General features: G+C 69.9%; 15 protein-coding genes and 1 pseudogene. 7 read left to right on the top strand and 9 right to left on the bottom strand.

Annotated features, from left to right (window positions below; translation table 11 throughout):
* Window positions 1-357: 357 nt before the first annotated feature.
* A complete protein-coding gene (locus ACFU53_RS04910; protein WP_383986105.1) occupies window positions 358-1,932 on the bottom strand; it encodes a glycoside hydrolase family 32 protein in 1,575 nt (524 codons plus the stop codon).
* Window positions 1,933-2,140: 208 nt separating this feature from the next.
* On the opposite strand from ACFU53_RS04910, the gene ACFU53_RS04905 reads away from it, so the two are divergent.
* The 4 genes from ACFU53_RS04905 to ACFU53_RS04890 all read left to right on the top strand — a co-directional run bounded on the left by ACFU53_RS04905 (window position 2,141) and on the right by ACFU53_RS04890 (window position 6,874).
* On the top strand, window positions 2,141-3,550 hold the full coding sequence (locus ACFU53_RS04905) for an ABC transporter substrate-binding protein (protein ID WP_383986104.1): 1,410 nt from the start codon (window positions 2,141-2,143) through the stop codon (window positions 3,548-3,550).
* Window positions 3,547-4,542 (top strand): carbohydrate ABC transporter permease, encoded by a 996-nt coding sequence (locus tag ACFU53_RS04900; RefSeq protein ID WP_383986102.1) that lies wholly within the window; start codon window positions 3,547-3,549, stop codon window positions 4,540-4,542. Before ACFU53_RS04905 ends, ACFU53_RS04900 begins: the two co-directional genes overlap by 4 nt.
* Before the next feature lie 65 nt (window positions 4,543-4,607).
* Window positions 4,608-5,468, top strand: a complete 861-nt coding sequence (locus ACFU53_RS04895; RefSeq protein ID WP_383986214.1) for a carbohydrate ABC transporter permease — start codon at window positions 4,608-4,610, stop codon at window positions 5,466-5,468.
* A complete protein-coding gene (locus ACFU53_RS04890) occupies window positions 5,465-6,874 on the top strand; it encodes a glycoside hydrolase family 32 protein (protein WP_383986101.1) in 1,410 nt (469 codons plus the stop codon). Before ACFU53_RS04895 ends, ACFU53_RS04890 begins: the two co-directional genes overlap by 4 nt.
* Here the strand turns inward: ACFU53_RS04890 and ACFU53_RS04885 are convergent.
* Window positions 6,837-7,901, bottom strand: a complete 1,065-nt coding sequence (locus ACFU53_RS04885; RefSeq protein ID WP_383986099.1) for a LacI family DNA-binding transcriptional regulator — start codon at window positions 7,899-7,901, stop codon at window positions 6,837-6,839. The two genes, ACFU53_RS04890 and ACFU53_RS04885, sit on opposite strands and share 38 nt — an antisense overlap.
* Before the next feature lie 172 nt (window positions 7,902-8,073).
* On the opposite strand from ACFU53_RS04885, the pseudogene ACFU53_RS04880 reads away from it, so the two are divergent.
* A pseudogene (locus tag ACFU53_RS04880) lies at window positions 8,074-8,325 on the top strand (PIN domain-containing protein); the annotation flags it as partial.
* Window positions 8,326-9,266: 941 nt separating this feature from the next.
* Here ACFU53_RS04880 and ACFU53_RS04875 read toward each other — a convergent pair.
* Window positions 9,267-9,746: a hypothetical protein gene (locus ACFU53_RS04875; protein ID WP_383986098.1), complete on the bottom strand. Its 480-nt coding sequence runs from the start codon at window positions 9,744-9,746 to the stop codon at window positions 9,267-9,269.
* A gap of 283 nt (window positions 9,747-10,029) precedes the next feature.
* Between ACFU53_RS04875 and ACFU53_RS04870 the strand changes: the two genes are divergently transcribed.
* Complete coding sequence (locus ACFU53_RS04870; protein ID WP_383986096.1) at window positions 10,030-13,986, top strand: DNA-binding protein; 3,957 nt, start codon at window positions 10,030-10,032, stop codon at window positions 13,984-13,986.
* A 328-nt stretch (window positions 13,987-14,314) separates the two neighbouring features.
* Here ACFU53_RS04870 and ACFU53_RS04865 read toward each other — a convergent pair whose 3' ends face one another.
* From ACFU53_RS04865 to ACFU53_RS04845, 5 genes are all read right to left on the bottom strand, one after another.
* Window positions 14,315-16,582, bottom strand: coding sequence for a discoidin domain-containing protein (locus ACFU53_RS04865; RefSeq protein ID WP_383986094.1), 2,268 nt, complete (start codon window positions 16,580-16,582; stop codon window positions 14,315-14,317).
* Between the two features lie 111 nt (window positions 16,583-16,693).
* Window positions 16,694-17,584, bottom strand: coding sequence for a carbohydrate ABC transporter permease (locus ACFU53_RS04860; RefSeq protein WP_383986092.1), 891 nt, complete (start codon window positions 17,582-17,584; stop codon window positions 16,694-16,696).
* Between the two features lie 6 nt (window positions 17,585-17,590).
* The gene (locus ACFU53_RS04855) at window positions 17,591-18,571 is read right to left on the bottom strand and encodes a carbohydrate ABC transporter permease (protein WP_383986091.1); all 981 of its coding nucleotides are present in this window, start codon (window positions 18,569-18,571) and stop codon (window positions 17,591-17,593) included.
* A 31-nt stretch (window positions 18,572-18,602) separates the two neighbouring features.
* Window positions 18,603-19,898, bottom strand: coding sequence for an extracellular solute-binding protein (locus tag ACFU53_RS04850; RefSeq protein WP_383986089.1), 1,296 nt, complete (start codon window positions 19,896-19,898; stop codon window positions 18,603-18,605).
* 85 nt (window positions 19,899-19,983) lie between these two features.
* On the bottom strand, window positions 19,984-22,614 hold the full coding sequence (locus tag ACFU53_RS04845; RefSeq protein ID WP_383986087.1) for a beta-glucosidase: 2,631 nt from the start codon (window positions 22,612-22,614) through the stop codon (window positions 19,984-19,986).
* 241 nt (window positions 22,615-22,855) lie between these two features.
* On the opposite strand from ACFU53_RS04845, the gene ACFU53_RS04840 reads away from it, so the two are divergent.
* A complete protein-coding gene (locus ACFU53_RS04840; protein WP_383986212.1) occupies window positions 22,856-23,404 on the top strand; it encodes a TetR family transcriptional regulator in 549 nt (182 codons plus the stop codon).
* A gap of 246 nt (window positions 23,405-23,650) precedes the next feature.
* On the opposite strand, the gene ACFU53_RS04835 is transcribed toward ACFU53_RS04840, so the two are convergent.
* On the bottom strand, window positions 23,651-24,574 hold a 924-nt coding region (locus ACFU53_RS04835), incomplete at its 5' end, for a phosphotransferase enzyme family protein (protein WP_383986085.1).

The following is a 24,574-nucleotide window of genomic DNA, read 5'->3' as shown; positions in this document are numbered from 1 at the left end:
CGTTGAACTCACGAGCAGCAGATTCAGTCCGTTGGGCCAAAGTCCTGATCCGCACGCCCGATGAGACGTTTCCGCAGGTCAGAGGCGCGCATGGTGGGGCGGGTGGGACTCGAACCCATGGCCGACGGATTATGAGTCCTTTGAGGATCTTGGCGGGCCTTGGCGATCAACGGCCGTTCGTGACGTTTTTGCTGGCCACACTGAGTGCGCCATGTCTCCACGCCTCCGTCTTTATCGGCCTGTTCCTATCCTTGCGTCCCAGCTGCGTCCTGACACCGCCTCCGGGCGGCCAGGGAACACCGGACTGTCAGGCGATCACGTCGGCGCGGAGGTGGTGTCGAACCCACTCGCGTCGGGTCAGACCTCGAACTCCCGGATCACCGTGTTCCGGAACACCGCCTGCCCGTCGATCGTGAACAGCGCCAGTCCCGTGTCGGACGGGTCGGGGAAGGCCTCGGTCGAGTGCACGTAGCGGCCGTCGCCCACGAACATCTCGACGGACGTGCGGTCGACGAGGATCCGCAGGCGGACCGTGCCGACGGACAGGTCGAACGGCGTCCGACTCTCCTGCCAGCGGCCGGAGGTGTCGGGGCTCACGGTGTAACCGCGGTTGACGAAGGCGCAGTCGCCGTAGACTCCCACGTCGATGTGCCGCCCGCCGTCCGACGACCGCCGCAACTGGAGGCCGACGCCCAGCAGTTGGTCCCAGGTGATCTCACAGGTCAGCTCGTACGCGGTACCCGTGTAGGCGAGCAGCCGCGTGCCGGCGACGGTGATGTCGCCGAGGTCCACCGTGCGCGACGCATGGTCGTCCAGGGCCGCCACCGGCTGGGACGCCAGGTAATACGTACCCGACGCGCGCTTCAGGCGTACCTCGCGGACGATCGAGTCCGTGCCGTTGAAGCCGTCGCACTCCGTGGTGGGCGTGGTGTTCGCGTAGTCCCAGTGGTTCATCCAGCCGATCGCATACCGCGCGTCAGGGTCCAGGACCCCGCTCGCGTCACGTTTGTCGAAGGTGACCGCCGCGTACCAGTCCCAGCCGTGGTCCAGCCACTGGGGATCGGACGCGTCGGCGGTGAAGGTCGTACCGTCGAAGGAACCCGTCCAGTAGGCGAACGTGCTCGGCAGCCCGGAGCCCTTGCCGTTGGCGCTGACGCCCAGTACCCACTTCCAGATCCCGTCGTCCGCCCTGATCCGGAACAAGTCGGGGCACTCCAGGACGCCGATGCCGCCCTTGATGAAGCCGCCGACGTACGTCCACGACTTGAGGTCGGCCGAGTGGTAGAAGCCCACTTTGTCGTTCTCGGCGAGCGCCATCACCCACCGCCCGCGCTCCTCGTCGCGGATCACCTTGGGGTCGCGGAAGTCCCGTACCCCGGGGTTGGGGAGGACCGGGGCGGTGCCGTGATGCGTGAAGGTGCGGCCGCCGTCCGTCGAGTAGTACAGGTACTGGGCCTGGGTCTCGCCGGGCGCCATGGTGGCGATGACGATCACCGCGCCCGCGCCGAAGCCCGCCGTGTCGTGCGTGTCGACAACCGCCGAGCCGGACCAGACATCGCCGTTGGGGGTCGTGTCCTTGGGCACGGCGATGCCCCGGTCGGTGAAGGAGACGAGGTCGGTGCTGGTGGCCAGGCGCCAGGCGGTGCCGGCCGCCGTGCCGCCCGTCGAGTAGTCGGGGTTGTAGAGGTAGTAGTAGTGGTACTCGCCGTCGATCCAGACCGGACGCTGCGGGTCGTTCATCCACTGGTCGGGGACCGTGAAGTGGTACTCGGCGCGGTAGCTGCCCGTGCACGCGGCCGTCGCCTCACGGGGCACCGCCACCGCCGGTCTCACGAGGTCCGGCAGCAGAACACCGGCGGCGCCGACGGCCGAGGCCGCCAGCAGCGACCGCCTGGACAGCGTCTCCCCCGGGCCGAGCGAACTCCTCTTCATGCCACGCATCGTGCGGCTCCCTTCCCCGACGTCGTCGTCGGGACGCGGCTCATATTGACCGGAACCGTAGACCTAACTCGTTAAAGGTCAAGCCCTCGCACACTGTCCGTTCACGTAACTTCCCATCCGCGCACATCCCTTGACAGAGCCGCAGCGGGGTTCTCATCATCAGGAATCAAACTTCGGCTAACACGAGTTAGGCTCGCCGATGACCGACTCGCTCCTCTCCCGCCGGGCCCTGGTGCGCTACGGCGCGTACGGCGCCGGAGCCGCCGCTCTCGCCGGTGTCGCGGCCGGCTGGGACCGCCTCACCGCCGCCGACATCCCCGGCCGGGACGACGGCTCGCTCGTCATCGCCACCCTGGGCTCCGCCTTCAACCCCGAGGCACAACGCGCCCTGCGCGATGGGTTCCGCGAGGTCCACCCCGACATCAAGATCCGTATCAACCCCGTGCAGGCCTACGACTGGTCGGACTTCTTCTCCAAGATCCTCACCCAGATCGCCGCGGGCACGGCACCCGACCTCGTGTACGTCGCCACCGAGGGCGTGCAGCTCTTCGCCCGGCGGCTCGGCGTACCGCTGGACCGGTGGGCGAAGCGGGACGCGGCCGAGCTGCGCACGTACTTCGCCGACGTGCATCCCTCGCTGGTCGAGTCGATGATGTACGAGGGGAGCCTCTACCAGCTGCCGGTCGAGTTCAACGCGGCCGACATGTACCTCAATAGCCGGGTCCTCGAACGCGCGGGTGCCGACCTCCCCGACGACGACTGGACCCACGACGACTTCACCACGCTGCTGCGAGCGATGAAACGCAGCAACGGCGACCGGTTCACCCCGTACTTCTGGACCAACCGGCTGTGGGGCGGAGTGGTCCCCTGGCTCTTCGCCAACGACACCAACCTCCTCACCGAGTCCAAGGCCCCCGGCGGCGACTGGCTCTGGAACTCCTTCTATCCCGAGGCACAGCGGCGCGGCCGGGGCGGCGGCTACCGGTGGACGACACCCCTGGCCGACTCCGACCGCGTCGCGGAGGTCTACGACTACCTCTCCTCCCTCGTCCAGGAGGATCTGTGCACCCGGCCGGAGGGCGGCGACGGCCGCAACCTCGTCGGCGTCTTCTCCACCGGCCGCGTCGGTGTCACACCCGCGGGCGGCTTCTGGGCGGGTGGCCTGCATCAGGCGGGCATGAAATCGACCGAATACGACGTCCGGTACTTCCCGCGCTGGCGTACGCGACGTCACCAGTTCGGCGCCGCCGGGTACGCGCTGCTGCGCACGTCGAAGATGCGGGACGAGGCCTGGGAGTTCATCAAGTACACCGCCCGCAAAGACGTGATGACCCAGCTCTTCGCAGCCAACCAGACCACTCCGGCCCGCCGCTCCATGGTCGACCAGGCCCGCTACCGGGAGACCGGCCCGGCCCACTGGCAGGTCTTCTACGACACTCTCGACAAGATCCCCACCACCGGCCCGATCCCGGCCCCGCCGCAGGTCAACGAGGTCGAGCAGCTGCTGATCAAGCACACCGGAACCGCCCTAGCGAGCCCCGGCGCGGTGCGTCCCGCGCTGCGCCGGCTGCAGGGGGACCTGGAGAAGGCCATGGAGCGTGAAGTGTGACGAACACCGAGATCAGGCCCGTGGGGCCGGAGCCCGCCCGCACCCGCAAGAGCCGCAGGAACCGCAGGACCGGTCAGACCCGTAAGGCATCCGAGTCCACGGCCGCCACCACCATCCGCACCCGGGGCGCCCGCCTGCTCGCCGTACTGTTCCTCGCGCCCACGGTCGTCGGCATCGTCGTCTTCACGGTCGTACCGATCGTCGGCTCGGTCGTCCTCAGCCTCTTCCAGTGGGACGTGATCGAGGACCCGCGCTGGGCCGGAGCGGCCAACTACCGCGAAATCCTCACCGACTCGACGGTCCTCGTCTCCTTCCGCAACACGCTCGTCTTCATGGTGCTCGCGGTCGCGCTGCAGCTGCTGATCGCGCTCGCGCTGGCGATCACGGTGAACGGCCGGATGCCCAAGTGGCTGCGGTCCGTGTTCCGTTCGGCGTTCTTCTTCCCGCTGGTGCTGTCCGCCGCGTCCATCTCGGTGGTGATGAAGTACCTGTTCAACCAGGACTTCGGTCCCGTGAACTGGCTCCTCGGCACCGTCGGTATCCCCTCGGTCCCGTGGCTGACCTCGGAGAACGGGGCGATGGCGGCCGTGGTCCTGGCGTACGTCTGGCAGCAGTTCGGCTTCTCGTTCCTGCTGTTCGTCGGCGGCCTGAACAACATCCCGAAGGAGGTGCACGAGGCGGCTTCGCTGGACGGCGCGAGCGGGGTTCGCAAGCACCTCGCCATCACCCTGCCGCTGCTGTCGCCCACGCTGCTGGTGGCGTCCGTGGTCGGCATCATCAACGCCCTCCAGGTCTTCGAGCAGCCGTACGTTCTCACGGCGGGCGGTCCCGGCGACTCGACGCGCACGGTCGTGATGGTCATCTACGAGACGGCCTTCGAGCAGCTCCGCTTCGGCGAGGCGTCCGCCGTGGGCGTCCTGCTCTTCGCCCTGATCATGGCCGTCACCGCACTCCAGTTCCGGCTCAGCCGGCGTTACGTCCACTACCAGTGAGCCGGGTGAGTCAGATGAGTACGAGTTCCCTCGCGGGTTCGGCATCGGGTCCGGCATCGGGTTCGATGCCGGGTCCCCGCACGAGCCCCACCGCGTCACGCGTACGGCACGGCCTGGCGCCCTGGGGCCGGATCGCCGGCCTGGCGCTGTGCGCCCTGTTGACGCTCGGCCCGGTCATCTGGACGGTGTCGACGTCACTGCGCACGCCGGCGGAGTCCTTCGACCTGCCGCCGAAGATCATCCCCGCGGACCCCACCCTCGACGCCTACCGCGGGGTCTTCGACCAGATCGACGTGTGGCTGTACGCGCTGAACTCCACCCTGGTGACCGCGCTGATCGCGGTCGGTCAGATGATCACCGCAGGGCTGGCGGGCTATGCCTTCGCCCGCCTCGAATTCCGCTTCAAGAAGCCGCTGTTCGCGCTGGTCCTGGCCACGATGATGGTGCCCCTGCAGGTCACGATGGTCCCGGTCTTCCTGGAACTGAAGACGATGGGCCTGACCGACACCCTGCTCGGCCTCATCGTCCCGGCCTTCCCGACGGCCTTCGGCACCTTCCTGATGCGCCAGTACTTCCTGGGCATGCCGAAGGACCTGGGCGAGGCGGCGATGATCGACGGCGCGGGCCCATGGCGTGTCTTCCAATCCGTGTACGCCCCCTTGGCGGCCCCCGGCCTCGCCATCGTCGGCGTACTGGCTTTCAACTACCACTGGAACGAGTTCTTCCGGCCGCTGATCCTCGAAACCTCCACCGAGAACCTCACGCTGCCCCTGGGCCTGGTCTCCCTCCAGGGCAACCTCGGCACCGGCTCGATCTCCGTCGTCCTCGCCGGGGTCGTCCTCTCCATGGTCCCCGCCGTCGTCGTGTTCGTCGTCGGCCAGCGCCCTCTGCGCGAGGGCATCACATCCGCAGGAGTCAATCGTTGAGTTCCGACAGCCGGTCGACCGACGCCCACAGCCCGCGCTTCAGGGTCCGCCCGCCGGCCAACTGGATGAACGACCCGAACGGGCCGTTCCGCTGGGGCGGTCGATACCACCTCTTCTACCAGCACAACCCCGACGCCCCCGTCCACGCGAACGTCCACTGGGGCCACGCCTCCAGCCCCGACCTCGCCCACTGGGACGACCACGGGATCGCCCTGCGGCCGGCGCCCGGCGGCCCGGACGAGGCGGGCTGCTGGTCCGGCTGCGTGGTGGATGACGGTGGCGTACCGACAGCGGTGTACTCCGGGATCGACCAAGACCACCAGGGCCTGAGCGCGATCTGTCTCGCCGTGGCCGAGGACGACGGCCTTCAGGAGTGGAAGCAACTCCCGGTGCCGGTGGCCGCCGGCCCGCCGGCCGGCCTGGACGTGACGATGTTCCGGGACCCGTTCGTCTTCCGCTTCGCCGGACGCCGCTGGGCGCTGGTGGGCGCCGGCCACGCCGACGGCACCCCGTCCGTCCTGGTGTACGACTGCGAGAACCTGTACGCGTGGCGGTTCGCCGGGGTCCTGCTGGACGGCCGGGACCCGGCGGCGGCCCGCGCCTTCGGTACGCGGGCGATCGGCTGGGAGTGCCCGCAGCTGTGGGAGACCCCCGGGGGCGACTGGGTGCTGGCGGTGGCGCTGTGGGACGGTGACCCGCTGAGCACCGCGTACCTCACGGGGCATCTGGTGGAGGTGGGGGACGGTGGACCGAGGTTCGTCGCCGGTATGGGCGGCGGCCCCCTCGACCTCGGCCGTGACTTCTACGCCCCCTCCGTCCTTCAGGACACGGAGTCCGGCCGCGCCCTGCTCTGGGGCTGGTCCTGGGAGTCCCGCCCTCGCGAGGAGGTGGACCGCGCGGGCTGGTCCGGCGTCCTCACGGCACCACGCGTGGTGGACACCCACGAGAACGGCACGCTGCGGGTCGTACCGGCCGCGGAGCTCGAACTACTCCGGGCGGCCGTCCCGTTCACGGCCACACCCGGACCGCATCGACCGCTCCCCCTCTCCTACGACCTGCTGGTGACCGCCCGGTCGGCGGCGACGTTGAGTCTGCTGCGGGCCGCGTCCGGAGCCGAGCTGACCGTGCGCCTCGACCCGGCGTCCGGCGCGGTGACCCTGGACCGCACGGCCTGGCCACGCTCCCGCCCGGACGGCACGGCCCCCCTGGTCCTGCCTACCCCACCGGGCGAGACCCTCACCGTACGGATCCTCGTGGACGGCTCTCTGTTGGAACTGTTCGCGGGCGGCCGGGCGATGGCCACGGAACGGGTGTACCGACGCGGCGACGACGTCGCGGAGCTGGCCGTGTCGGGGACGGCCGTCGAGGTCACGGGTTGGGAGCTGGTCCCACCGAGCCCCGCATGACGACCGGGCACTCCAGCCGCCGGGTCGTGACGGGCGGCGCGGTCCCGCTGTCGATGGCGTCCAGGAGCAGGCGGGCGGCCGTCTCTCCCATCACGCGGTGGGGCAGAGCGACCGTGGTGAGGGGTGGGCTGAGGAAGGCAGCCATGTGCTCCTGGTCGTCGTAGCCGACGACGGACAGATCGGCGGGCACGTCGAGGCCCAGGCGCGCGGCGGCGTGGAGGACTCCGGCGGCGACCCGGTCGTTGTAACAGACGATCCCCGTGGGCCGCCGGTCGGAGGGAACACGGTCCAGCAACCGCAACGCTCCCTCGTACCCGGCGGAGATCTCCCCTCCCGTCCGCAGGAGCCAGTCCTTCTCGGCGGTCAGCCCCACCGCCCGCAGCGCGTCACGGAAGCCGCGCAGCCGCTCCGCGGTCGCGATGTCGTCCAGGCCACCCACCAGGGCGACACGGCGGTGGCCCGCGTCGAGGAGGACGCGCGCGGCGCTGCGGCCACCGGCCCGCTCGGCGGGGATGACGGCGGCGAGGGAGCCGTCCGCGGGGAGGCAGTTGGCGAGCACGGCGAACGTGCGGTGCAGCCCTTCCGGGACGCGGGCGCGGCGCAACGACAGCGCGGCGTAGATGATCCCGTCGACCCTCCGGTCGAGCAGTTCGGCGACGGCCGCGTCCTCGGTGACCGGGTCCTGCCCGGAGTCGACGGTGAGCACCAGATGCTCACTGTTCCACGCCGTGTCCATGGCCCCGCGCAGCAGCTGCCCGGCGAACGGCGAGGTGGCGATCTCGTCCGTCACCAGACCGATCACGGCGGTACGACGTCGGCGCAGGCCACGGGCGACCGCGTTCGGCCGGTAGCCGAGCTGTGCGGCTGCCTTGCGGATCTTCTCCTGCGTCTCGGCGGAGAGGTTGCCCTCGGCACGCCCGTTGAAGACGAAGGACACGGCCGTGTGCGACACCCCGGCAAGCCGGGCGACATCCCGCGAGGTCGCCCGCTCGGCCCCGCCACCCCGCGTCTTCTCCACCCCGCCCATGCCCCGTCCCCGCAGACTTTGCCTGATCAGGCAAAGCCTACCCGCGGGAGATGTTGCGGAGCCCGCCGCAGACCGAATGGGACACCGCGGTGGGACAGCCGCTGACCTCGGCACGCCGGGGTGCAGGTCGTCGTGCGACCCGCGGCCGTCGGACCGCCGACCCTCACGGCTGTCAGCACGACTCGATCGGACACGGCCTCGACGCCTTCGCCCCGTCGAACTCTTCGACCGCCTGCTGACGCCGGACCGGAGGGAGGAACAGCTGACCGCCAAAGGGGAGCACCGCAGCGCGGGTCCCGTCGATCTTCTTGTGGCTGCCGCCGCCGAGGAAGCGGGGCTTACGCTGCTCCACTGCGACCGCGACTTCGAAACCGTCGCCCGCACGACAGGGCAGCCGGTGCGCATGATCGACCTCAGGCAGTAGCACTCCGCGAAAGCACAGCGGGAGTCCGAGCCTCTCACCGGGGTAACGGCGTTGCCCAGCGCCATGACGCCCGACGCACAGCTCGGGGCCAGGGCAGCCGACCAGCGGACCAGACGTCGCACAGCAGCGGTGACCGACAGACACACACCGCAGGACCCCGCCGCCGGCAGCCAGAGCAGCGTGGACGCAGGTCCCCAGGCAACCCTTTCCGATTACCTGCGTCCCATCATCGTCCAAACTTCGGCGTCCACCCACCCCCACAGCCCACCTGCGGCGGCCGACCCGGCACTGGGCTGATACGTCTTCGCAGGTCGAAGTGTTCCGAACTGACGCCGATCACAACGGCGTTGAACTCACAAGCAGCGGATTCAGTCCGTTGACCCAAAGTCCTGAATCCGTGCTCCTGCCGAGACGTTTCCGCAGGTCACAGACCTGCACAGTGGGGCGGGTGGGACTCGAACCCACGGCCGACGGATTATGAGTCCTCTGGGAGTCTTGGCGGCCCTTGTCAGTCTGCGTCGATTCACGGCGTCCTTGCAGGTCAGACGTGTGCACCTGTGTCGGCCTTACGCGGTCCTTGCCGGTTGGTTCCTGTCCTTGTGGTCCCTACGTGGTCCCTGCCGCTCGTTGAGAGACCTGCCCGGTACAGAATCCTGACTGGCGCTCCAGCTCAACGGGCACGGTCGAACCATGGCGCAGCGGATTCCCCTTCCAACGGGCAGAGGCCCCGCCCGGGCACTCGGGGCGGAGCCTCTGGGACCGTTGACGCAGGGCCAGGACGCCTACGTGCAGGCTACCGACAGATGACGGACTGCACATGGCAAGTTGCGCGGCCCTGGTGATGCTCGGAAAGTGGCCACCGGATGCCCTGAAGCGAGGCAAACCCGCCATGCTGGCCTGCAGCGACGCCTCCCAAGATCAACTTATCCAGGGAACTCGGACTAAGGGAGACGGGTCCCGAGCGCCTTGCTGCACTTCGGGTCGCCGGCATTGGACTTGTCGAAGATGAAGGAGAACCCGTAGCTGCCGCTTCCGCGGGTGTAGGCCCCGCCCAGCCGGTGCCACTGTCCGTCCTGCTTGGCGCGGGCCGTCTTGTAGACCTGCCGCGGGAGCGTGCCGGCGTCCGTCCACATGACGTCGGCTTTGTTCCCGCCGTGGTTGCGCCCCTTCGTGATCTTGTATTGGACCCAGTTGACCTTCTGCGGACCGGACCCCGGGATGGTGTAGTTGACGTAGATGTATCCGGTGAAACCGCCCTTGCTGCACTGCCGGGTCATGCCCTTGGACACCGCGGCGGCGGCTCCCTCCTGAACGGTGGCCGAATGGGCGGCCGGAACGGCCCGCGCCGGGGCGGAGGCCAACAGTCCGCCGGAGAGCGCAACCACTGCCGCTACGGTCGCGCCGCGTCGCATCACACGCATGAGGTGCTCTTTCCTGAGCCGTCGAGCAGCTCGGCAGGGAGGGCCGATAGACATCGGCCAGGGGTACGTCCTGGCCATCGGCCTCGTCTGACCATGACTTTTCCGGGTGATGCATTGGATGGCAGCCCGCTCCACCACCCTGATCAATGAGAGTGCCGCCGGTCGCGCGGGCTCGCGGAGCCGGTCCGGAACCGGGGCTGGTGGTTGCCGCGGTGCGAGGGGGTGCGTAGCTTGGCGGGCGGTCGTCCGCGTCCACGGGGGAGGCGGGGGGATGGGGTGGCCGATGGCAGGACGTCCGGAGAGTCCGCTGGACCCGTTGGCCGGGCCGGTGCCCCGGCTGGCGTTCGAGTTGCGCAAGCTGCGGACCGAGGCCGGCAGCCCCACCTACCGGACGATGGCCCGGCGCACCGGCCATGGGGCGAGCACCCTGTCCCAGGCAGCTGCCGGTGAACACCTGCCGACCCTGCCGGTGGTCCTCGCTTACGTGCGGGCCTGCGGTGGCGACCCCAAGGCGTGGGAGGAACGCTGGCGCCTGGCCGCCGAGGAAGAGGCGACCAAGCCGCGTGCGGATGACGGTGTCCCGGCACCGTACCGAGGCCTGGCCCGCTTCGAACCCACGGATGCCGCCTTGTTCTTCGGCCGCGAACGGATCACCGGCCACCTCACGGACCTGGCCCGCCGCCGCCGGTTCACGGCGGTCTTCGGCCCGTCGGGCAGCGGCAAGTCCTCCCTGCTGCGCGCCGGCCTCATCCCTGCTCTGCAGACTGGGCCTTCCCCGCAACCGCGCCCGGCGGCCATCCGGATCCTCACACCCGGACCCCACCCCGGCCGCACCCACACCGCGGTGTTCACTCCCAACGACGGACCGGGCGAGACGGTGATCGTCGTGGACCAGTTCGAGGAAGTCTTCACCCTGTGCACCGACCCCGCCGAACGCAACACGTTCATCGACCTGGCGCTCACCGCCCTTCGGCCGGACAGCCGGTTACGGGTGGTTTTGGCAGTGCGGGGCGACTTCTACGGTCGCTGCGCCGAGCATGACGCCCTGGCCCGGGCCCTGGGAGAGGCCAGCCTCCTGGTCGGCCCGATGAGCCCCGCCGAGCTGCGCGAGGCGATCGTCAAACCGGCCGCCGAGGCGGGATTCATCGTCGAGCGCGAACTGACCGCGCGGCTGGTCCGCGAGGCCTCCGACGCCCCCGGCGGTCTGCCATTGATGTCCCATGTGCTGCGGGAGACCTGGCTGCGGCGCCGCAGCCGGGCGCTGACCATGGAGGCGTACGAAGCCACCGGTGGCCTGCACGGCGCGGTCGCCAAGACCGCCGAGGACGTCTACACCGGCCTCTCGCCGGACCATGCCGCGCTGGCCCGACGCATCCTCCTCCGCCTGATCGCCCCCGGGGAGGGCTCCCAGGACACTCGCCGTCCCGCCGACCGCACCGAACTCGACACCGGTCGTCCCGAGGACACCGCCGTAGTCCTGGAACGCCTCGTCCGCGCCCGGCTCCTCACCCTCGACGGCAACACCGTCGACCTCGCCCACGAGGCACTCATCACCGCCTGGCCAAGGCTGCGCTCCTGGATCGAGGAGGACCGCGAACGCCTGCGTGCCCAACGGCGGTTGACCGAGGCCGCCCGCGCCTGGGACGACCTCGGCCGCGACCCGGGAGCCCTGTACCGCGGCACCCGGCTGGCCGCCGCCGAGGATCTCTTCGCCGGACCCGAACGGACCGAGGACCTCGCCGGGCTGGAACGTTCCTTCCTCACCGCCAGCAGAGCGGGCCGCACCCGCGAACGCCGTCGGCTGCGCGGCTTGGCCGGCACGCTGTCCGTACTGCTCGCGCTCGCGCTGCTGGCCGGTGTCATCGCCTGGCAGCAGAACCGCACCAACGACCGCCAACACGTGGAGGCCGAGGCCCGCCGGATCGCGGCCGTCGCCGACAGCATGCGCTTCTCCGACCCGGTGAAGGCGATGCGGCTCAGCGTCGCCGCCTACCGGCTGGCCGACACCACCGAGACCCGTTCGGCGCTCCTCGGCGCGAAGGCGCAGAAGGAACAGAGCCTCTTCACCCCGCCGGACACGGACGCCGACGCCCCCGACGCCCTGCACCTGCTGAGCGCCGACGGCCGCACGCTGGTCAGTGTCGGGAAACGGTGGATACGCCGCTGGGACGTAACCACCCACAAACTGCTGGCCTCGGTCGGGGGAGTCGGGAAGGTGACGGACAGCCTCGTGTACGACCTCAGCCCCGACGCCGGCATCCTGCTGGAATACGACCTGGCGGGTGATGGACCGGTGCGGTTGCGGAGTCTGTCCCCGGGGCTCTCCGACGACTGGAGTCTGCCGCGGGCGGACCTCGCCGGCTTCTCTCCCAGCGGGCGAACGCTGCTCACCGAGGTCACCGAGGTCACCCCTTCCGGCACATCCGGGCAGACCATGGTCCGGCTGTGGGACGTGCGCCGCCGACTGGCGCTACTCGAACGCCGTTTCGACGACGACCATTCCGTCGGAAACACGGCGGTCGCCCCCGACGACGGGCGGGTCGCGATGTGCACGGCCGACCGGTGGCTGGAGACCAGCGGCACACTGGAGGTATGGGACGTCGCGAAGCGCCGGAAGCTGGCTGTCCCGCTGACCAGGAAGGCACAGCGGGCGCTGTGCGACAGTGACAGTGGTATCCGGTTCACGCCGGACGGACGCGGTCTGGCAGCCTTCAGTGAGACCGGAGTCCGGTTCTGGAACCTCTCGACGGGGCGTGAAGCGCCGAGCATCAAGCACTCCGACTCAGGCTTCAACGAAGTCTCGTTCAGCCAGGACGGGAAGCTCGCCGCGGTCGCGGAGACCGACGAGATCCTGGTGTGGCGGGTCGCCTCGCCCGCCCACCCTGTCTACCGGTATCCGCTCGTCAACGAGTCCGCCGGGGATGTGCGGGTGGACTCGGACCGGCGCGTGGTGCGCTATGTCGGCGGCATGGGATCGGTGGTTCGAACCCTCTCCCTGGACGATGTGCTCGGCGGCCGCTGGCACCCGGACTCCGCGAGCACGGCCGAGTTCGGCCCCGACGGGCGCACTCTGGCCGCCGTACGCACCGGGGCGAGGAGCGCCGTACTCCAACTGCTCGACGGGCGGAGCGGCGCCGTGGTCAGGGAGTTGCCGCAGCTGACCTGCGGATATGGAGACACCCCCGTGCCGGGGGATCCGGAGGAGTCCGAGGAGCCGGAGGAGTCCGAGGAGCCGGAGGAGTCCGAGGAGCCGGAGGAGTCCGAGGAGCCGGAGGAGTCGGGGGATCCGGCGGTGTCGGCGGAGCTCCAGCGTGCGCAGTCCGTGCGCGCGTCCTGTGTCGTGCGCCTGGCGTTCCGCCCCGATGGAAAGGCTCTCGCGTACGGCCTCAACATCATGCGTCCGTCCGGCCCGACGGAGCGGGTGTCCCTGCTGGACTTCGCGACGGGACGCAGGACGAACGGCTTCGACATCGGGTCCAGCGACCTTGGGAAGGAGGATCTCAGCTGGGACGCCGATGTCGTCGGCATCACCTTCGGCCCGGACGGGACATCCTTGCTGGTCTCCCGGCAGGTGGCCGACAGCCACCGGATCGATGTCACGGACCCGCGCCACCAATCGTCGGGGGCGGGGCCGATAGCCGACGCCGGCGGGTCCGTCCTGGCATGGCGCGCCGACGGGAAGAGCTTCGCCACATCGCTGGGCCAGGTCGTGGATTTGCGGACCGGGAAGGTCACCCGGCGGGTGACCCTGACCGAGGAGGGGGAGGCCACCGCGCTGGTGGCCAGCAAGGACGGCCGGTACCTTGCGGCCGGCGACTCCTCCGGCCGTGTGACCGTCTGGGACGGCAGGGTCGAAAAGCGCCTGGGCGTGCTGCCCGGAACCTTCGGCGGGGTCGGGGGGCGCTCGGGCGAGCCCGAACCCGTGTCCGCGCTGGCGTTCTCCGCAGACGGGGGCACGCTGGCCGTGGCGGGGCCGGACGGCACGCTCCAGCTCTGGGACGTCGCCACCAACCAGCCGCTGGGAGGCCCGCTGATGACCCCCGGGGACGCACTCCTCGCGCTCCACTTCAGCCGCGACGGCTCCACGCTCTACACCGCCGGCGCTCATGTGCGGCTCCAGAAGTACGAGATCGGCCCGGCCCGGGTCGCGGCCGAGGTGTGCGAGCGCGCCGGGGCCGGTCTGTCGCGGGCCGACTGGAGGACGTACCTGCCGGATGTTCCGTACCGGAAGACCTGCTGAGCCGGCCCGCGCGGGATCCTGCTGCCGCTGCCGAACGGGAACAGTGGCTCGCGCAGATGCAGCAGTTCGTCAGTGCCGCCACGGCGATGACGACGGCGCGCCCCCTGTACCAGGAGAGATATCTGAGCCGTAGGACACGGGACCGCGTGCTCGCACTGGCCCTGCGCGAAGGGGGGTACCTGGGCGCGTCCACGGTGGCAGCTGGGAGATCGCGGTGCAGCTTTTCTGCGGCGGGGCTCGTCCGTCGATTCGTGCGGCGGGATGGGCCCCACACGGCTTGCTTCACCGTGCGGGGCCCGCGGCTGCGGGAAGGCGTTCTGGTCGTGCTTCAGGAGGGCCGCGTGGTGAAGATCGCGGCGGCGCCTGCGGGCAGTCGATAGCTGTACGTCGTAGTGCCCCACGGGACGTCGAACGCGGCCGTGCCGCTGCTGGAGTTGTATGTCACCGACAGTTGGGTGCCGTCGGGCAGTTGAGCGTTCTTGTGCTGAACTCCCTTGGTCGCCTTGGGGTTCGAGGTTGCGTTGCCCCCGACGGCGAGGACGGAGACGTCGTGGATGGACCACCAGCTGCCGGAGCTGGACTTGTTGACTACCCGGATGTGGCGGGCGGTAGTGGTGGGCAGCAGGATTCGTGTAACGGTGCTGCCGGGGCCGGTGGCGATCGGCTTGCCCCAGCTGCTGCCGTCGTCGGAGACGTACACCTCGTACTGGCGGGCGAAGTCACCGGATGAGGCGCTGCTGTCCAGGACGAGCTGGTCGAAGGTCCGGGTCGAGCCGAGGTCGACCTGGAACCAGTCGCCGGACTGCATGCCGTGGCCGGAGCTCCAGCGCGTGGCCGCGTCGCCGTCGAGGGCCTGGGTGGGCGGGTCGTCCGAGCTGCTCGCGGAGGCTGTTGCCTGCCAGCCCTCGCGGGCCAGGGGCGCTTCACCCGTGGACGGGGTGAGGGAGGCGCCGGTGGGCAGGGTGTAGCCGAGCCACCGGTCGCCGAGGCGGACCTGGGGCTGCCGGGCGAGGAGCTCGTTGTCGTAGGTGATCAGAGCCTGGCTGCCGTCGGGGTTGCGGAAGGGGATGTCGACGGAGCCGATGGCTGCCGGGGCGGTGTTGCCGCTCTGCTGGCCGTTCCAGCTGAAGGTCGCCGCTGCTCCCGCCGCCAGGGTGTAGGTGAAGTGACGCTTGCCCCAGCGGACCGTGAAAGTGCGGTCGGTGGTGGCGGAGTTGTAGGTGACCAGCGCGGTGGAGCCGTCAGGGTTGGTGAAGGCGACGTCCTCGACGCTGCCCTTACCGAGCGTGCTGGAGGCGACTCGGCGGGCGCCGGGCTGGACGAACTTGCTGGCCTGGGCGAGTCCCCAGTAGTCGGCCGTCGGGGTGTACGACCACTTGCCGTCGGCGTTCTGCGCGACGGTCACCACCGGGCGGCAGCCTTCGCATCCGTTGTTCCTGGGGCCGCCGTCGGCATCCAGGGCGATGTTCCAGCGGACGATGCTCTGGGCCCAGTTCCGGGGGCCGTTGATGACGTTGTCCATGACGCCGGCGAAGGCGCCGCTCTCGTCGCCCTCCCAGTTGCCGCCGGAGCACTCGGTCTGGAAGGCGGACTTGTTGGGGTAGTCGTTGTGGACGGCCGTCTGGTTCAGGACGAACTCGGCGCCGGCATAGCAGTGCCAGGCCGTACCGGCGACGTTCCGGGCCGTGGCCGGGTCGGCGTACAGCGACTCGGGGTAGCTGGTGACGTCCCAGTTGTGGTCGTAGCCCAGGATGGCGGTGGACAATCCCTGTTTCTTCAGGGTCGGGCCGAGGTAGTCGGTGACGAAGGTCTTCTGCTGGTCGGCGGGCAGGTACATGCCTGGGTAGGTCGACGGTTCGTGCAGCGGCTCGTTCTGCGGGGTGACGTAGCGGACCGGGACGCCAGCCGTCGCGTACGCCTTGAGGAACTTCGCGAAGTAGTCGGCGTACGGCTGGTAGGCGTCCACCTTCAGCCGGCCGCCGATCATCGAATCGCTGGTCTTCATCCAGCCCGGCGGGCTCCACGGGGTGGCCATGACGGCCAGCTGCGGGTTGAGGCTGCGGGCCTGCTTGAGCAGGGGGATGGTGTACGAGCGGTCGTGGTCGACGGTGAACTGCGTCAGCTCGGGGTCGGTCCGGCCGGCGGGCAGGTCGTCGTAGGAGTAGTTGCCGCTCACGGTGAAGTCGCTGGCGCCCATGGGCTGGCGCAGGACGTTCAGGCCGATGCCGTCGCGGCGGCTGAAGAGGTCGCGCATCAGTGCGGCGCGCTGTGTCTTGTCTAGCTTGGTGCCGATCAGCCAGGCGGAGGAGTCGGTGAACGAGGCGCCGAAGCCAGTCATCGGCTGGTACGCGCGGGTGGTGTCCACAGTGATCGTCGAGCCGGATGAGCCGGACGGTGCGCGTCCCGTCTTCCAAGTCACGGACGGCTGCTTGGCCAGGTGGGTGTCGGTGGACAGGTCGGTGAGCCAGACCGACGCCTTACCGGACGCGCCGTTGGCCGAGGCCGGGGCAGCTGCCGGGAGGACGGGAAGCGTGGCGATCAGGGTCGCGGCGGCTGCCAGGGCGGTCCGGCGCCGTTGCCGGGTGGCGGTTCTCATGGTGCGGCTCCTTGCGGGCGGGCATGACGGCCGTGCACGGCGGCTCGCGTGCATGACGTGGGTGATACGAAACCGGCGCGTGGGGGCCCGGTAAGGGCGCCGGAGCTGAGGTCACTTCAGGCCGGTGGTGGCGATACCGGCGACGAAGTGGCGCTGGAAGAGCAGGAAGACGATGGTCACCGGGAGCAGGACGACGACGGAGCCGGCGAGCAGGATGCCGAAGCGGGTGAAGTCCTGTCCGCTGCTGGCCAGGGCGAGGCCGACGGGGAGGGTGTACTGGCTCTCGTTCTGGGCCACGACCAGCGGCCACAGGAAGTTGTTCCAGGAGCCCAGGAAGGTGATGATCCCGAGGGTGGCGAGGGCCGGTCTGGTCAGCGGCAGGACGATCTTCCAGAAGATGGCCAGCTCACGGCAGCCGTCGACACGGGCGGCGTCGATCAGCTCGTCGGGCAGGGTGGAGATGAACTGCCGCATCAGGAACACCCCGAAGGGGGTGGCCAGGAACGGCAGGATCAACCCGAGCAGGGAACCGGTCAGCTGCATGTTGGACACCAAGACGTACAGCGGTACGAAGGTGACCAGGCCCGGCACCATGAGGGTCGCGATGACCAGCGTGAACACGGCGCGCTTGCCGCGGAACTCCAGCTTGGCCAGGGCGTACCCGAGCATGGAGCAGAAGAGCAGGTTCCCGGCGGTGACGGCCAGGGCCACGATCACGGAGTTGGCGAACATGCTCGTGAAGTCCAGCGTGCCGAGCAGTTCCCGGTAGTTGGCGAGCGTGGGGCGGGTGGGGACCAGGTCCGGTGGGATCTTGCGGATGTCGGCCTCGGGCTTGAACGACCCGGAGAGCATCCACAGGAACGGCGTGACCATGAGCAGCAGCAGGCCGGTGAGCGGCAGGTAGAGCCAGGGCCGGCCCCACTCCCGGCGGATGCGGCGGCGCCGCAGGACCGTGTCAACGGCCGATGACTGCGTGGGGGCGGAGGTGAGTGTGGTGGTCATGGGGCATCAGTCCTTGTCCCGCAGTACGCGGAACTGCAGCACGGTCAGAGCGATGATCAGGACGAAGACGACGTAGCCGGCCGCCGATGCCATGTCGTAGTTGCCGTTGCCGAACTGTTTGTAGGCGTACAGCGTGGCCGACAGGGTGGAGTCCAGCGGGCCGCCGTCGGTCATGACGAACGGCTCGTCGAAGAACTGCAGGTAGCCGATGCCGGTGGTCACGGCGGTGAGGAGGAGGGCCGGGCGCAGGAGGGGGAAGGTGACCCGCCAGAACCGCTGCCAGGGCCCAGCGCCGTCGAGTTCGGCCGCCTCCATCAGGGAGTGGGGCACGGACTGCAGGCCCGCCAGCATGATGATCATGACGGTGCCGAGGTTGCGCCACACGGCCATGAGGATCATGACGGGCAGCGCGAAGCGGGTGTCGGCCAGCCAGGCCGGGCCGTCGATCCCGAACCAGGCCAGGACGGTGTTCACCAGGCCCGCCTGGGGTTCGAAGAGGGTTTTCCACACCACGGCGACCGCCACCACGCTGGTGATCACCGGCAGGTAGAAGCCGACCCGGAAGACGGCCCGGAAGCGGCGGATGCCGCGGTCGAGGGCGACCGCCGCGGCGAGCCCGGCGGCCAGGGTCAGGGGCAGGCCGATCAGGACGAACACGGCGGTGTTCTGAAGGGCCGTGAAGAACTGCGGGTCCTGGAAGAGCCGTACGTAGTTGCCGAAGCCGGTGAACGACACGCTCAGCGGGGTGCGCAGGTCGGCGCTCTTGGTGTCGGTCAGGCTCATCAGCATCGACCAGGCGACCGGCAGCAGCATGAAGGCGAGGAACAGGGCGAGGAACGGGGCGGCGAGGCTCCACGCGGCGCGGGTCTGGCGGCCTTGCGCGGTGCGCCGTGGCAAAGAGTTGCGGCGGGCCGCCGGCTGCGGGCCGGCGGCGTCGCCTTCCTTGGTGCCCTGCCCGGCGATGGTGCTCGTGGGCATGGTTGTCATCCGTCCGTACGAGGGATGCTGCGGGGGCGGTTCAGCGGCCGGTGCCGATGCTGGTGGCCTTGGACTGCAGGGTTTTCTGCGTCTCGGCGACGGTGGCCTTGCCGTATGCGAGCTTCTCCAGCTCGCTGTCGATGGTGTCGGCGACCTGCTGCCAGGTCGTGATGGCCGGCGGGGCCTTGGTGACCTTCAGCTGGGTTTCGAAGGCCTCCATGTCCTCGTTCTCGCTCAGCTTCCCCTCCGACCAGGACTGGACGACGGCGGGGAGGTTGCCGGTGGCGTCCGCGTACTCGGCGAGGTTCTTGGCGTCGGTGAGGAACTGGACGAACTTCCACGCCGCGTCCGCGTTCTTGGCGTCCTTGAAGACCGCCAGGTCGCTGCCGCCGGCCAGACCGGCGGCCTGCTCGCCCTGCGGCAGGGGCATGGTCTTCCACTTGCTGTCCAGCTCGGGAGCGTTCAGGTGCAGGTTGCCGCCGGTGCTGGCGCCCTGCTGCACGGTGCCGATCAGCCCGTTCTGGAAGTTCTGGCCGGAGTCGGTCTTGTCGTTCGGCGACAGGCCGTCCTTGAAGATGTCGCCGTAGGTCTCCAGGGCCTTGGTGACCTCGGGTGAATCGAAGGTGAACTTCTTGGTCCCGGCGTCGTAGATGTCACCGCCCTGCTGCCACACCAGCGGCAGCCAGAACAGCCAGGAGTTGAAGCCGGTCTGCAGCTGGGTGGCGTGGCGCAGCTTGGGGTTCGCCTTGCCCGCGGCGGCCTGGATGGCCTTGAGGTCCTTGAGGTAGCCGTCCCAGTCGGCGGCGGGGGCACCCTTGATGCCCGCCTTCGTGGTGATGTCGGTGCGGTAGTAGATCACCGAGGTGTCGGCCGTGAAGGGGACGCCGTAGGAGGTGTCCTTGTACTTCGTGGTGTCCCACTGGCCGGGGAAGAACGCCGACGACTCGAACGAGGCCGGGGTGGCCTGGAAGCCGTTCATGGAGGCCATCTCGGCCATCCACGTGGAGCCGATCAGCGACATGTCGGGGGTGTTGCCGCCGGCGATCGAGGTGGTGAGCTTCTCGTGCGCGGCGTCCCACGGCACGGCGGTGATCCGGACCGACACGTCCGGGTTCTGCTGCTCGAACTTCTTCGCCAGCTCCTGCAGGGGCTTGTCGGCCTTGTCGCCCATGGACCACATGACCAGCTTGCCCTTGGCCTTGCCACTGCTGATCTGCGTAGGGGCGTCGGCGGTCGAGGAGTCGTCGCTCCGGCCGCAGCCGGTGGCCAGCAGGGCGGCCGCGACGGTGGCGCAGGCTATCCGGAGGGTTCTGGTGGTGTGACGGGTGGTTCTCATGGTGCGGCTCCTTGCGGTTGAACAGGCGAAGCAGGGGGTGGCGAGGTCAAGGGGTGGCTGGTGGTGCCTGGTGAAGCCGGGTGGGTCAGCGTGCGGCGTGGAACCCGCTGTCGTCGACGGTCACCTCCGCCGTGAGGCGTAGATCACGGCTGGAGCGCCCGACGTGCAGCCGGTAGCGGCCGGGAGGGGTGCGCCAGCCGCCCGTGTCGGCGTCCCAGACCTGGAAGGCGCGGGCGGGCACGCGCAGGTCGGCGGTGGTACGGGCACCTACTGCCGCCCGGACGGTCGCGAAGCCGGCGAGCAGGCGCACCGGACGGTCGATGCCGTCGTGGGGCGGCTCCAGATAGACCTGGACGACCTCGCCACCGGCCCGGGGCCCGGTGTTGGTCAGTTCCACGGTCAGGTTGAGCCCGTCTCCACCTGCGGGGCTGGGCAGATCGGTGGAGACGGACGATTGTGAGACGGCCACGGACTCGTAGGTCCACCGGGTCCAGCCAAGCCCGTGACCGAACGGGAAGGCCGGGACGAGACCGCCCCTGTCCCAGGCCCGGTGGCCGATGTGGACGCCTTCGTCGTAGTCCACGACACCGTCGCGGGGCACGGCGTCGGGTACGGGGACGTCCTCCGCGCGGGCGGGCAGAGTCCAGGGCAGCCGGCCGGACGGCTCGATGCGGCCCAGCAGTACATCGGCCAGGGCGTGCCCGGCCTCCTGGCCCGGCAGCCACGCCCACAGCAGGGCAGGCGCCTCGTCGGCCCAGGGCAGCAGCACGGGGGCGCCGGCGTTGACGACGACGATCGTGCGCGGGTTGGCGGCGAGCACCTTGCGGACCAGGTCGTTCTGGTGGCCGGGCAGGTCGAGGCCGGTGCGGTCCCAGCCCTCGGACTCGACCTCCTCGTTGGTGCCCACCACGACCACGGCCACATCGGCCGCCTGCGCCGCGGAGGCGGCCTCGGCGATCTCCTCATACGGCGTGGACCCGGGCGGGGCGTGGCGCAGCTGGGCGGTGACGAAGCGGTCGTAGCCGCCGGGCTCGACCACGGTGAGGTCGACACCGAGGGAGAGCCGGCGCGGGTGCTGCCCCACCTCCAGGTCGATGCTCCGCAGGGTCGGGTTGTTGTGCGTGGAGTCGAGGATCAGCTCCACGCCCCGGTCGTCATCCCCGGAGAGGACCTCCTCGCCGTCCACGGTCACCCTGTAGCGGCCGACGCACCCGATCTCCAGGCGGTGCGTGCCCGGCTCGGTGAGGGTCAGTACGGTCCGGAGCACCACGCGGTGCGTCTCCGGTCCGAAGTCGCTGTATCCGCTCCAGTCACCGGAGGGGCGTATCCGGCCGCCGACGCGATGACCGTCGGCGTCGAGGTGGTCGGCGTACACGCCGACGGTGCCGGTGTCGGGGTCGGTGAGCAGCGCGTCGGTGAGGTAGGGCGGGCGCAGGCGGGAGTCGCCGCCCCGGTGCACGGACAGGTGCACGTCCTTGGGGAGCGCGGCACGCAGCCCGTCCTCGAACGACACCGTGCGCACCGCCGGGACGAAGGCGCTGCCGCCGCCCTGGAGGTAGGGCGCCACGGCGTTGGGGCCGATCAGCGCGACGCTGCGGATGCCTTCCGGCGACGGCGTCGGCGGCAGGTCTGCCTCGTCACGGCTGCCCTCCGGCGCCGGCGACAGGTCCGCCTGCTCGCGGCGGCCGCCCAGTGCCAACGGCAGCAGCTCGCCCTGGTTGCGCAGCAGCACCATCCCCCGGGCCGCGACCTCCCGCAGGAGTCGGAACTCCTCCTGCGTGGGCCCCGTCAGGACGGCGGGCGCCTCCGGGTTCTGTCCGGGTTCGCCCAGCCGGCCGGTGTGCCGGGCCAGGCGCAACAGCCGCAGCACCTTGTCGTCGATGAGCCGCTCGTCCACCTCGCCCGCACGGACGGCCTCCGCGAGGGGGCGGCCCCACAGGGGCTCGGGTCCGGGCATCGCCAGGTCGAGGCCGCCGACCGCCGAGGCCACGGTCGAGCCGGTGGCGGCCCAGTCGCTGACGACGGGCCCGGAGAAACCCCACTCCTCCTTCAGCACCTCGCGCAACAGCCGGGCGTTCTCGGTCATCGGCGCCGACTCGGTGCCGTCGTCGACACCCGAGTAGGCGGCCATCACGCTCCAGGGCTCGGCCTCGGCGATGACCTGCTCGAACGGAGCCAGGTAGACCTCGCGCAGGGTGCGCTCGTCGAGCCGGGAGCGGTAGCGGGTGCGGTCGGTCTCGGAGTCGTTGGCCACGAAGTGCTTCAGGCACGCGCTCACGCCCCGGTTCTGCAGACCGCGTACGAGGGCGGCGGCCAGGGTGCCGGTGAGCAAGGGGTCCTCGGAGAAGTACTCGAAGTGCCGTCCGGCGACCGGGGTGCGCTGGAGGTTCACCACCGGGCCGAGGACGACGTCGACGCCCTTGCGGCGCGCCTCCGTCGCGAACAGGTTCCCCAGCCGCTCGGCGAGTTCGGTGTCCCAGGTGGCCGCGAGCGCGCTCGGCGCCGGGGCCAGCAGACCGGTTTCGGCCGGGTCGTCGCCGGTCCCGCGTACTCCCTGCGGGCCGTCCGACATCGTCACCGCCGACAGACCGAGGCGGGGCTCGGCCGGGAGTCTCCACAGGCTCATGCCTGTCAGCAGCCGGACCTTGGACTCCAGGTCCAGGGTCCGGATGCGGTCGGACAGCTCGGTGTCATCGGGGAGGGCAGGGCAGCTCATGCTCGTCCTTCCAGGCCGCGGTGCGGCACGAAGCAGGCGGAACGGGAGCAGGAAAGCACACTTACTAAGTACTTAGTAAGTGCTTGTGCGTAAGTTCTTTCCCGGGTTTGATGTGAACGTGACCACTGATCGACAGCCCCGTAAACTCCGCACGGTGACCGAGAGCAGGCCGAACGGCGAACGCCAGCCCCGCGCGGGGAAGAGCCTCAAAGCCCAGCAGCGGCGGCAGGAGATCCTCAAGATCGCCATGGACACGTTCGCGGCCCGCGGCTACAACAACGCCTCCCTGCAGGAGATCGCCGACCGTGCGGGAGTCACCCAGGCCGGCGTCCTGCACTACTTCCGTTCCAAGGCCCAGCTGCTCACCAGCGTCCTCGCCCTGCGCGACGAAACCGACATCGAACAGCTCGGCAGTGAACGCCCTCGGGGCCTGACCTTTCTGCGTCACCTGGTCGACACGGCCCGCCGTAACGCCGACCGAGAAGGCATCGTCCGCCTGTACGCCGTCCTGTCGGCGGAGAGCGTCACCGAAGGCCACCCCGCGCAGGACTATTTCCGCGACCGCTACACCGGACTGCGCGTCTTCGTCACCGAGGCCCTCGCCGAAGCGTGCGAACTCGGCGAGATCCGGACGGACGTGAACATCGAAGACGCGGCCAACGCGATCATCGCCGTCATGGACGGCCTCCAGATCCAGTGGCTGCTCGCCCCCGACTCGGTCGACATGGCCGCCTCCACCGACCGCGTGATCACCGCGCTCCTGGCAGACCTCACCGACAGCCGCAGCTGATCTCAAGTCCCGCCCGGAAGCCGCAGCTGATCTCAAGTCCCGCTCGGAGCCCCGGCTCCGCGACCCCGCAACCATGGCGACGCCGCCGCAACAGCGCGTCCGGGGTGCCGCCTGGTCGTGTGCTGCGCCCGTTCCCACAGTCAAGCTGTAGGAACGTCAGCGCGCACGGATGGGCATAGCCACGGCGGGCGTGACTCCCGAACAGGTCACCGATCCGCGATCTCCGCAGCTCCCTTTCCGGTCACCTCAACCACACTCGATCCCGACGGCCCGACAGCCGTCGAGTGATCCCGGAGGGGCCGTTTTCTGGTTCGGGCCGTTTCCGGACAGCCCAGGGCGCTCGACGGCACCGCGGTCACTGAGCGGCAGGTCGTACTCGGCGGTGGTGGCGCCGTAGAAGCTGAACAGCATGTACAGCAGCGCGATCCGGGCGCATGCCCGCACCTCCCGCATCGGGAGACTGGGGTGCTCCGAGCGGTAGGCCCTGGCCATCGCCAGTGCGCAAGCCCCCCACTCGGTACTGGTGGCGACGGTGCGCGGGTCGAAAGCCGTCCGCCCCAACTCCCAGGCTGGCATAGCGTTGGCGCAGCGGAAGTCGATGACGCCGGTGACGGCATCGGCGAGGGTGATCAGGTTGGTGCGGCTGAGATCCGCATGCAGCGCCTGTTCCACCAGCGTCGCGGGCAGGTGTTCCCGCAACAGGTGGACGTGGGCGCGCAGGTCCTCACGCCGCTGGTCGAGGTCGACGCGCAGTTGGTCGAGACCGTCGTGGCCTTGGCGCGTGGCTCTGGTCATCACGGTGTCACATTTCGCAACAGCGTCCTCGACGGGCTCGGCCCGCCAGCGGGTCTGCTGCACGCGCCCGGGCAACGGGTACGCGGCGAGCGCACGGTGCATGCGTCCCATGACGACGCCGATGTGCTCGGCGAGGGGGACCGTCATCGCCGAGGGGTTCACCCGTCCGGGAGCCTCGTCGACCACGGCCCACCCGCTGCCTCCCGCGATGGTGACCAGGTTGTCGTTGGCGTCGGGCCACACGCGTGGAACGGGGAGGTTCGCGGCCCTTGCAGTATTCTGAACCTTCCCCTTGATCGTGGACACCTGGAGACTGGGACGTGAGTTCCAGAGGAAGTAGTGCCAGGTGGGAAGTAAGAGCAACCGCAGCAGGCG

This window comes from Streptomyces sp. NPDC057474, from assembly GCF_042802555.1.
GTDB lineage: Bacteria > Actinomycetota > Actinomycetes > Streptomycetales > Streptomycetaceae > Streptomyces.
Note: the sequence above shows the minus strand (reverse complement) of the source record. Positions and strands in the feature narration are given on the sequence as shown.

Coding starts and splice junctions, on each gene's coding strand:
- ACFU53_RS04910 (WP_383986105.1), bottom strand. CDS start 1,932: ATGAAGAGGAGTTCGCTCGGCCCGGGGGAGACGCTGTCCAGGCGGTCG.
- ACFU53_RS04905 (WP_383986104.1), top strand. CDS start 2,141: ATGACCGACTCGCTCCTCTCCCGCCGGGCCCTGGTGCGCTACGGCGCG.
- ACFU53_RS04895 (WP_383986214.1), top strand. CDS start 4,608: ATGCCGGGTCCCCGCACGAGCCCCACCGCGTCACGCGTACGGCACGGC.
- ACFU53_RS04885 (WP_383986099.1), bottom strand. CDS start 7,901: ATGGGCGGGGTGGAGAAGACGCGGGGTGGCGGGGCCGAGCGGGCGACC.
- ACFU53_RS04875 (WP_383986098.1), bottom strand. CDS start 9,746: ATGCGTGTGATGCGACGCGGCGCGACCGTAGCGGCAGTGGTTGCGCTC.
- ACFU53_RS04870 (WP_383986096.1), top strand. CDS start 10,030: ATGGCAGGACGTCCGGAGAGTCCGCTGGACCCGTTGGCCGGGCCGGTG.
- ACFU53_RS04865 (WP_383986094.1), bottom strand. CDS start 16,582: ATGAGAACCGCCACCCGGCAACGGCGCCGGACCGCCCTGGCAGCCGCC.
- ACFU53_RS04860 (WP_383986092.1), bottom strand. CDS start 17,584: ATGACCACCACACTCACCTCCGCCCCCACGCAGTCATCGGCCGTTGAC.
- ACFU53_RS04855 (WP_383986091.1), bottom strand. CDS start 18,571: ATGACAACCATGCCCACGAGCACCATCGCCGGGCAGGGCACCAAGGAA.
- ACFU53_RS04850 (WP_383986089.1), bottom strand. CDS start 19,898: ATGAGAACCACCCGTCACACCACCAGAACCCTCCGGATAGCCTGCGCC.
- ACFU53_RS04845 (WP_383986087.1), bottom strand. CDS start 22,614: ATGAGCTGCCCTGCCCTCCCCGATGACACCGAGCTGTCCGACCGCATC.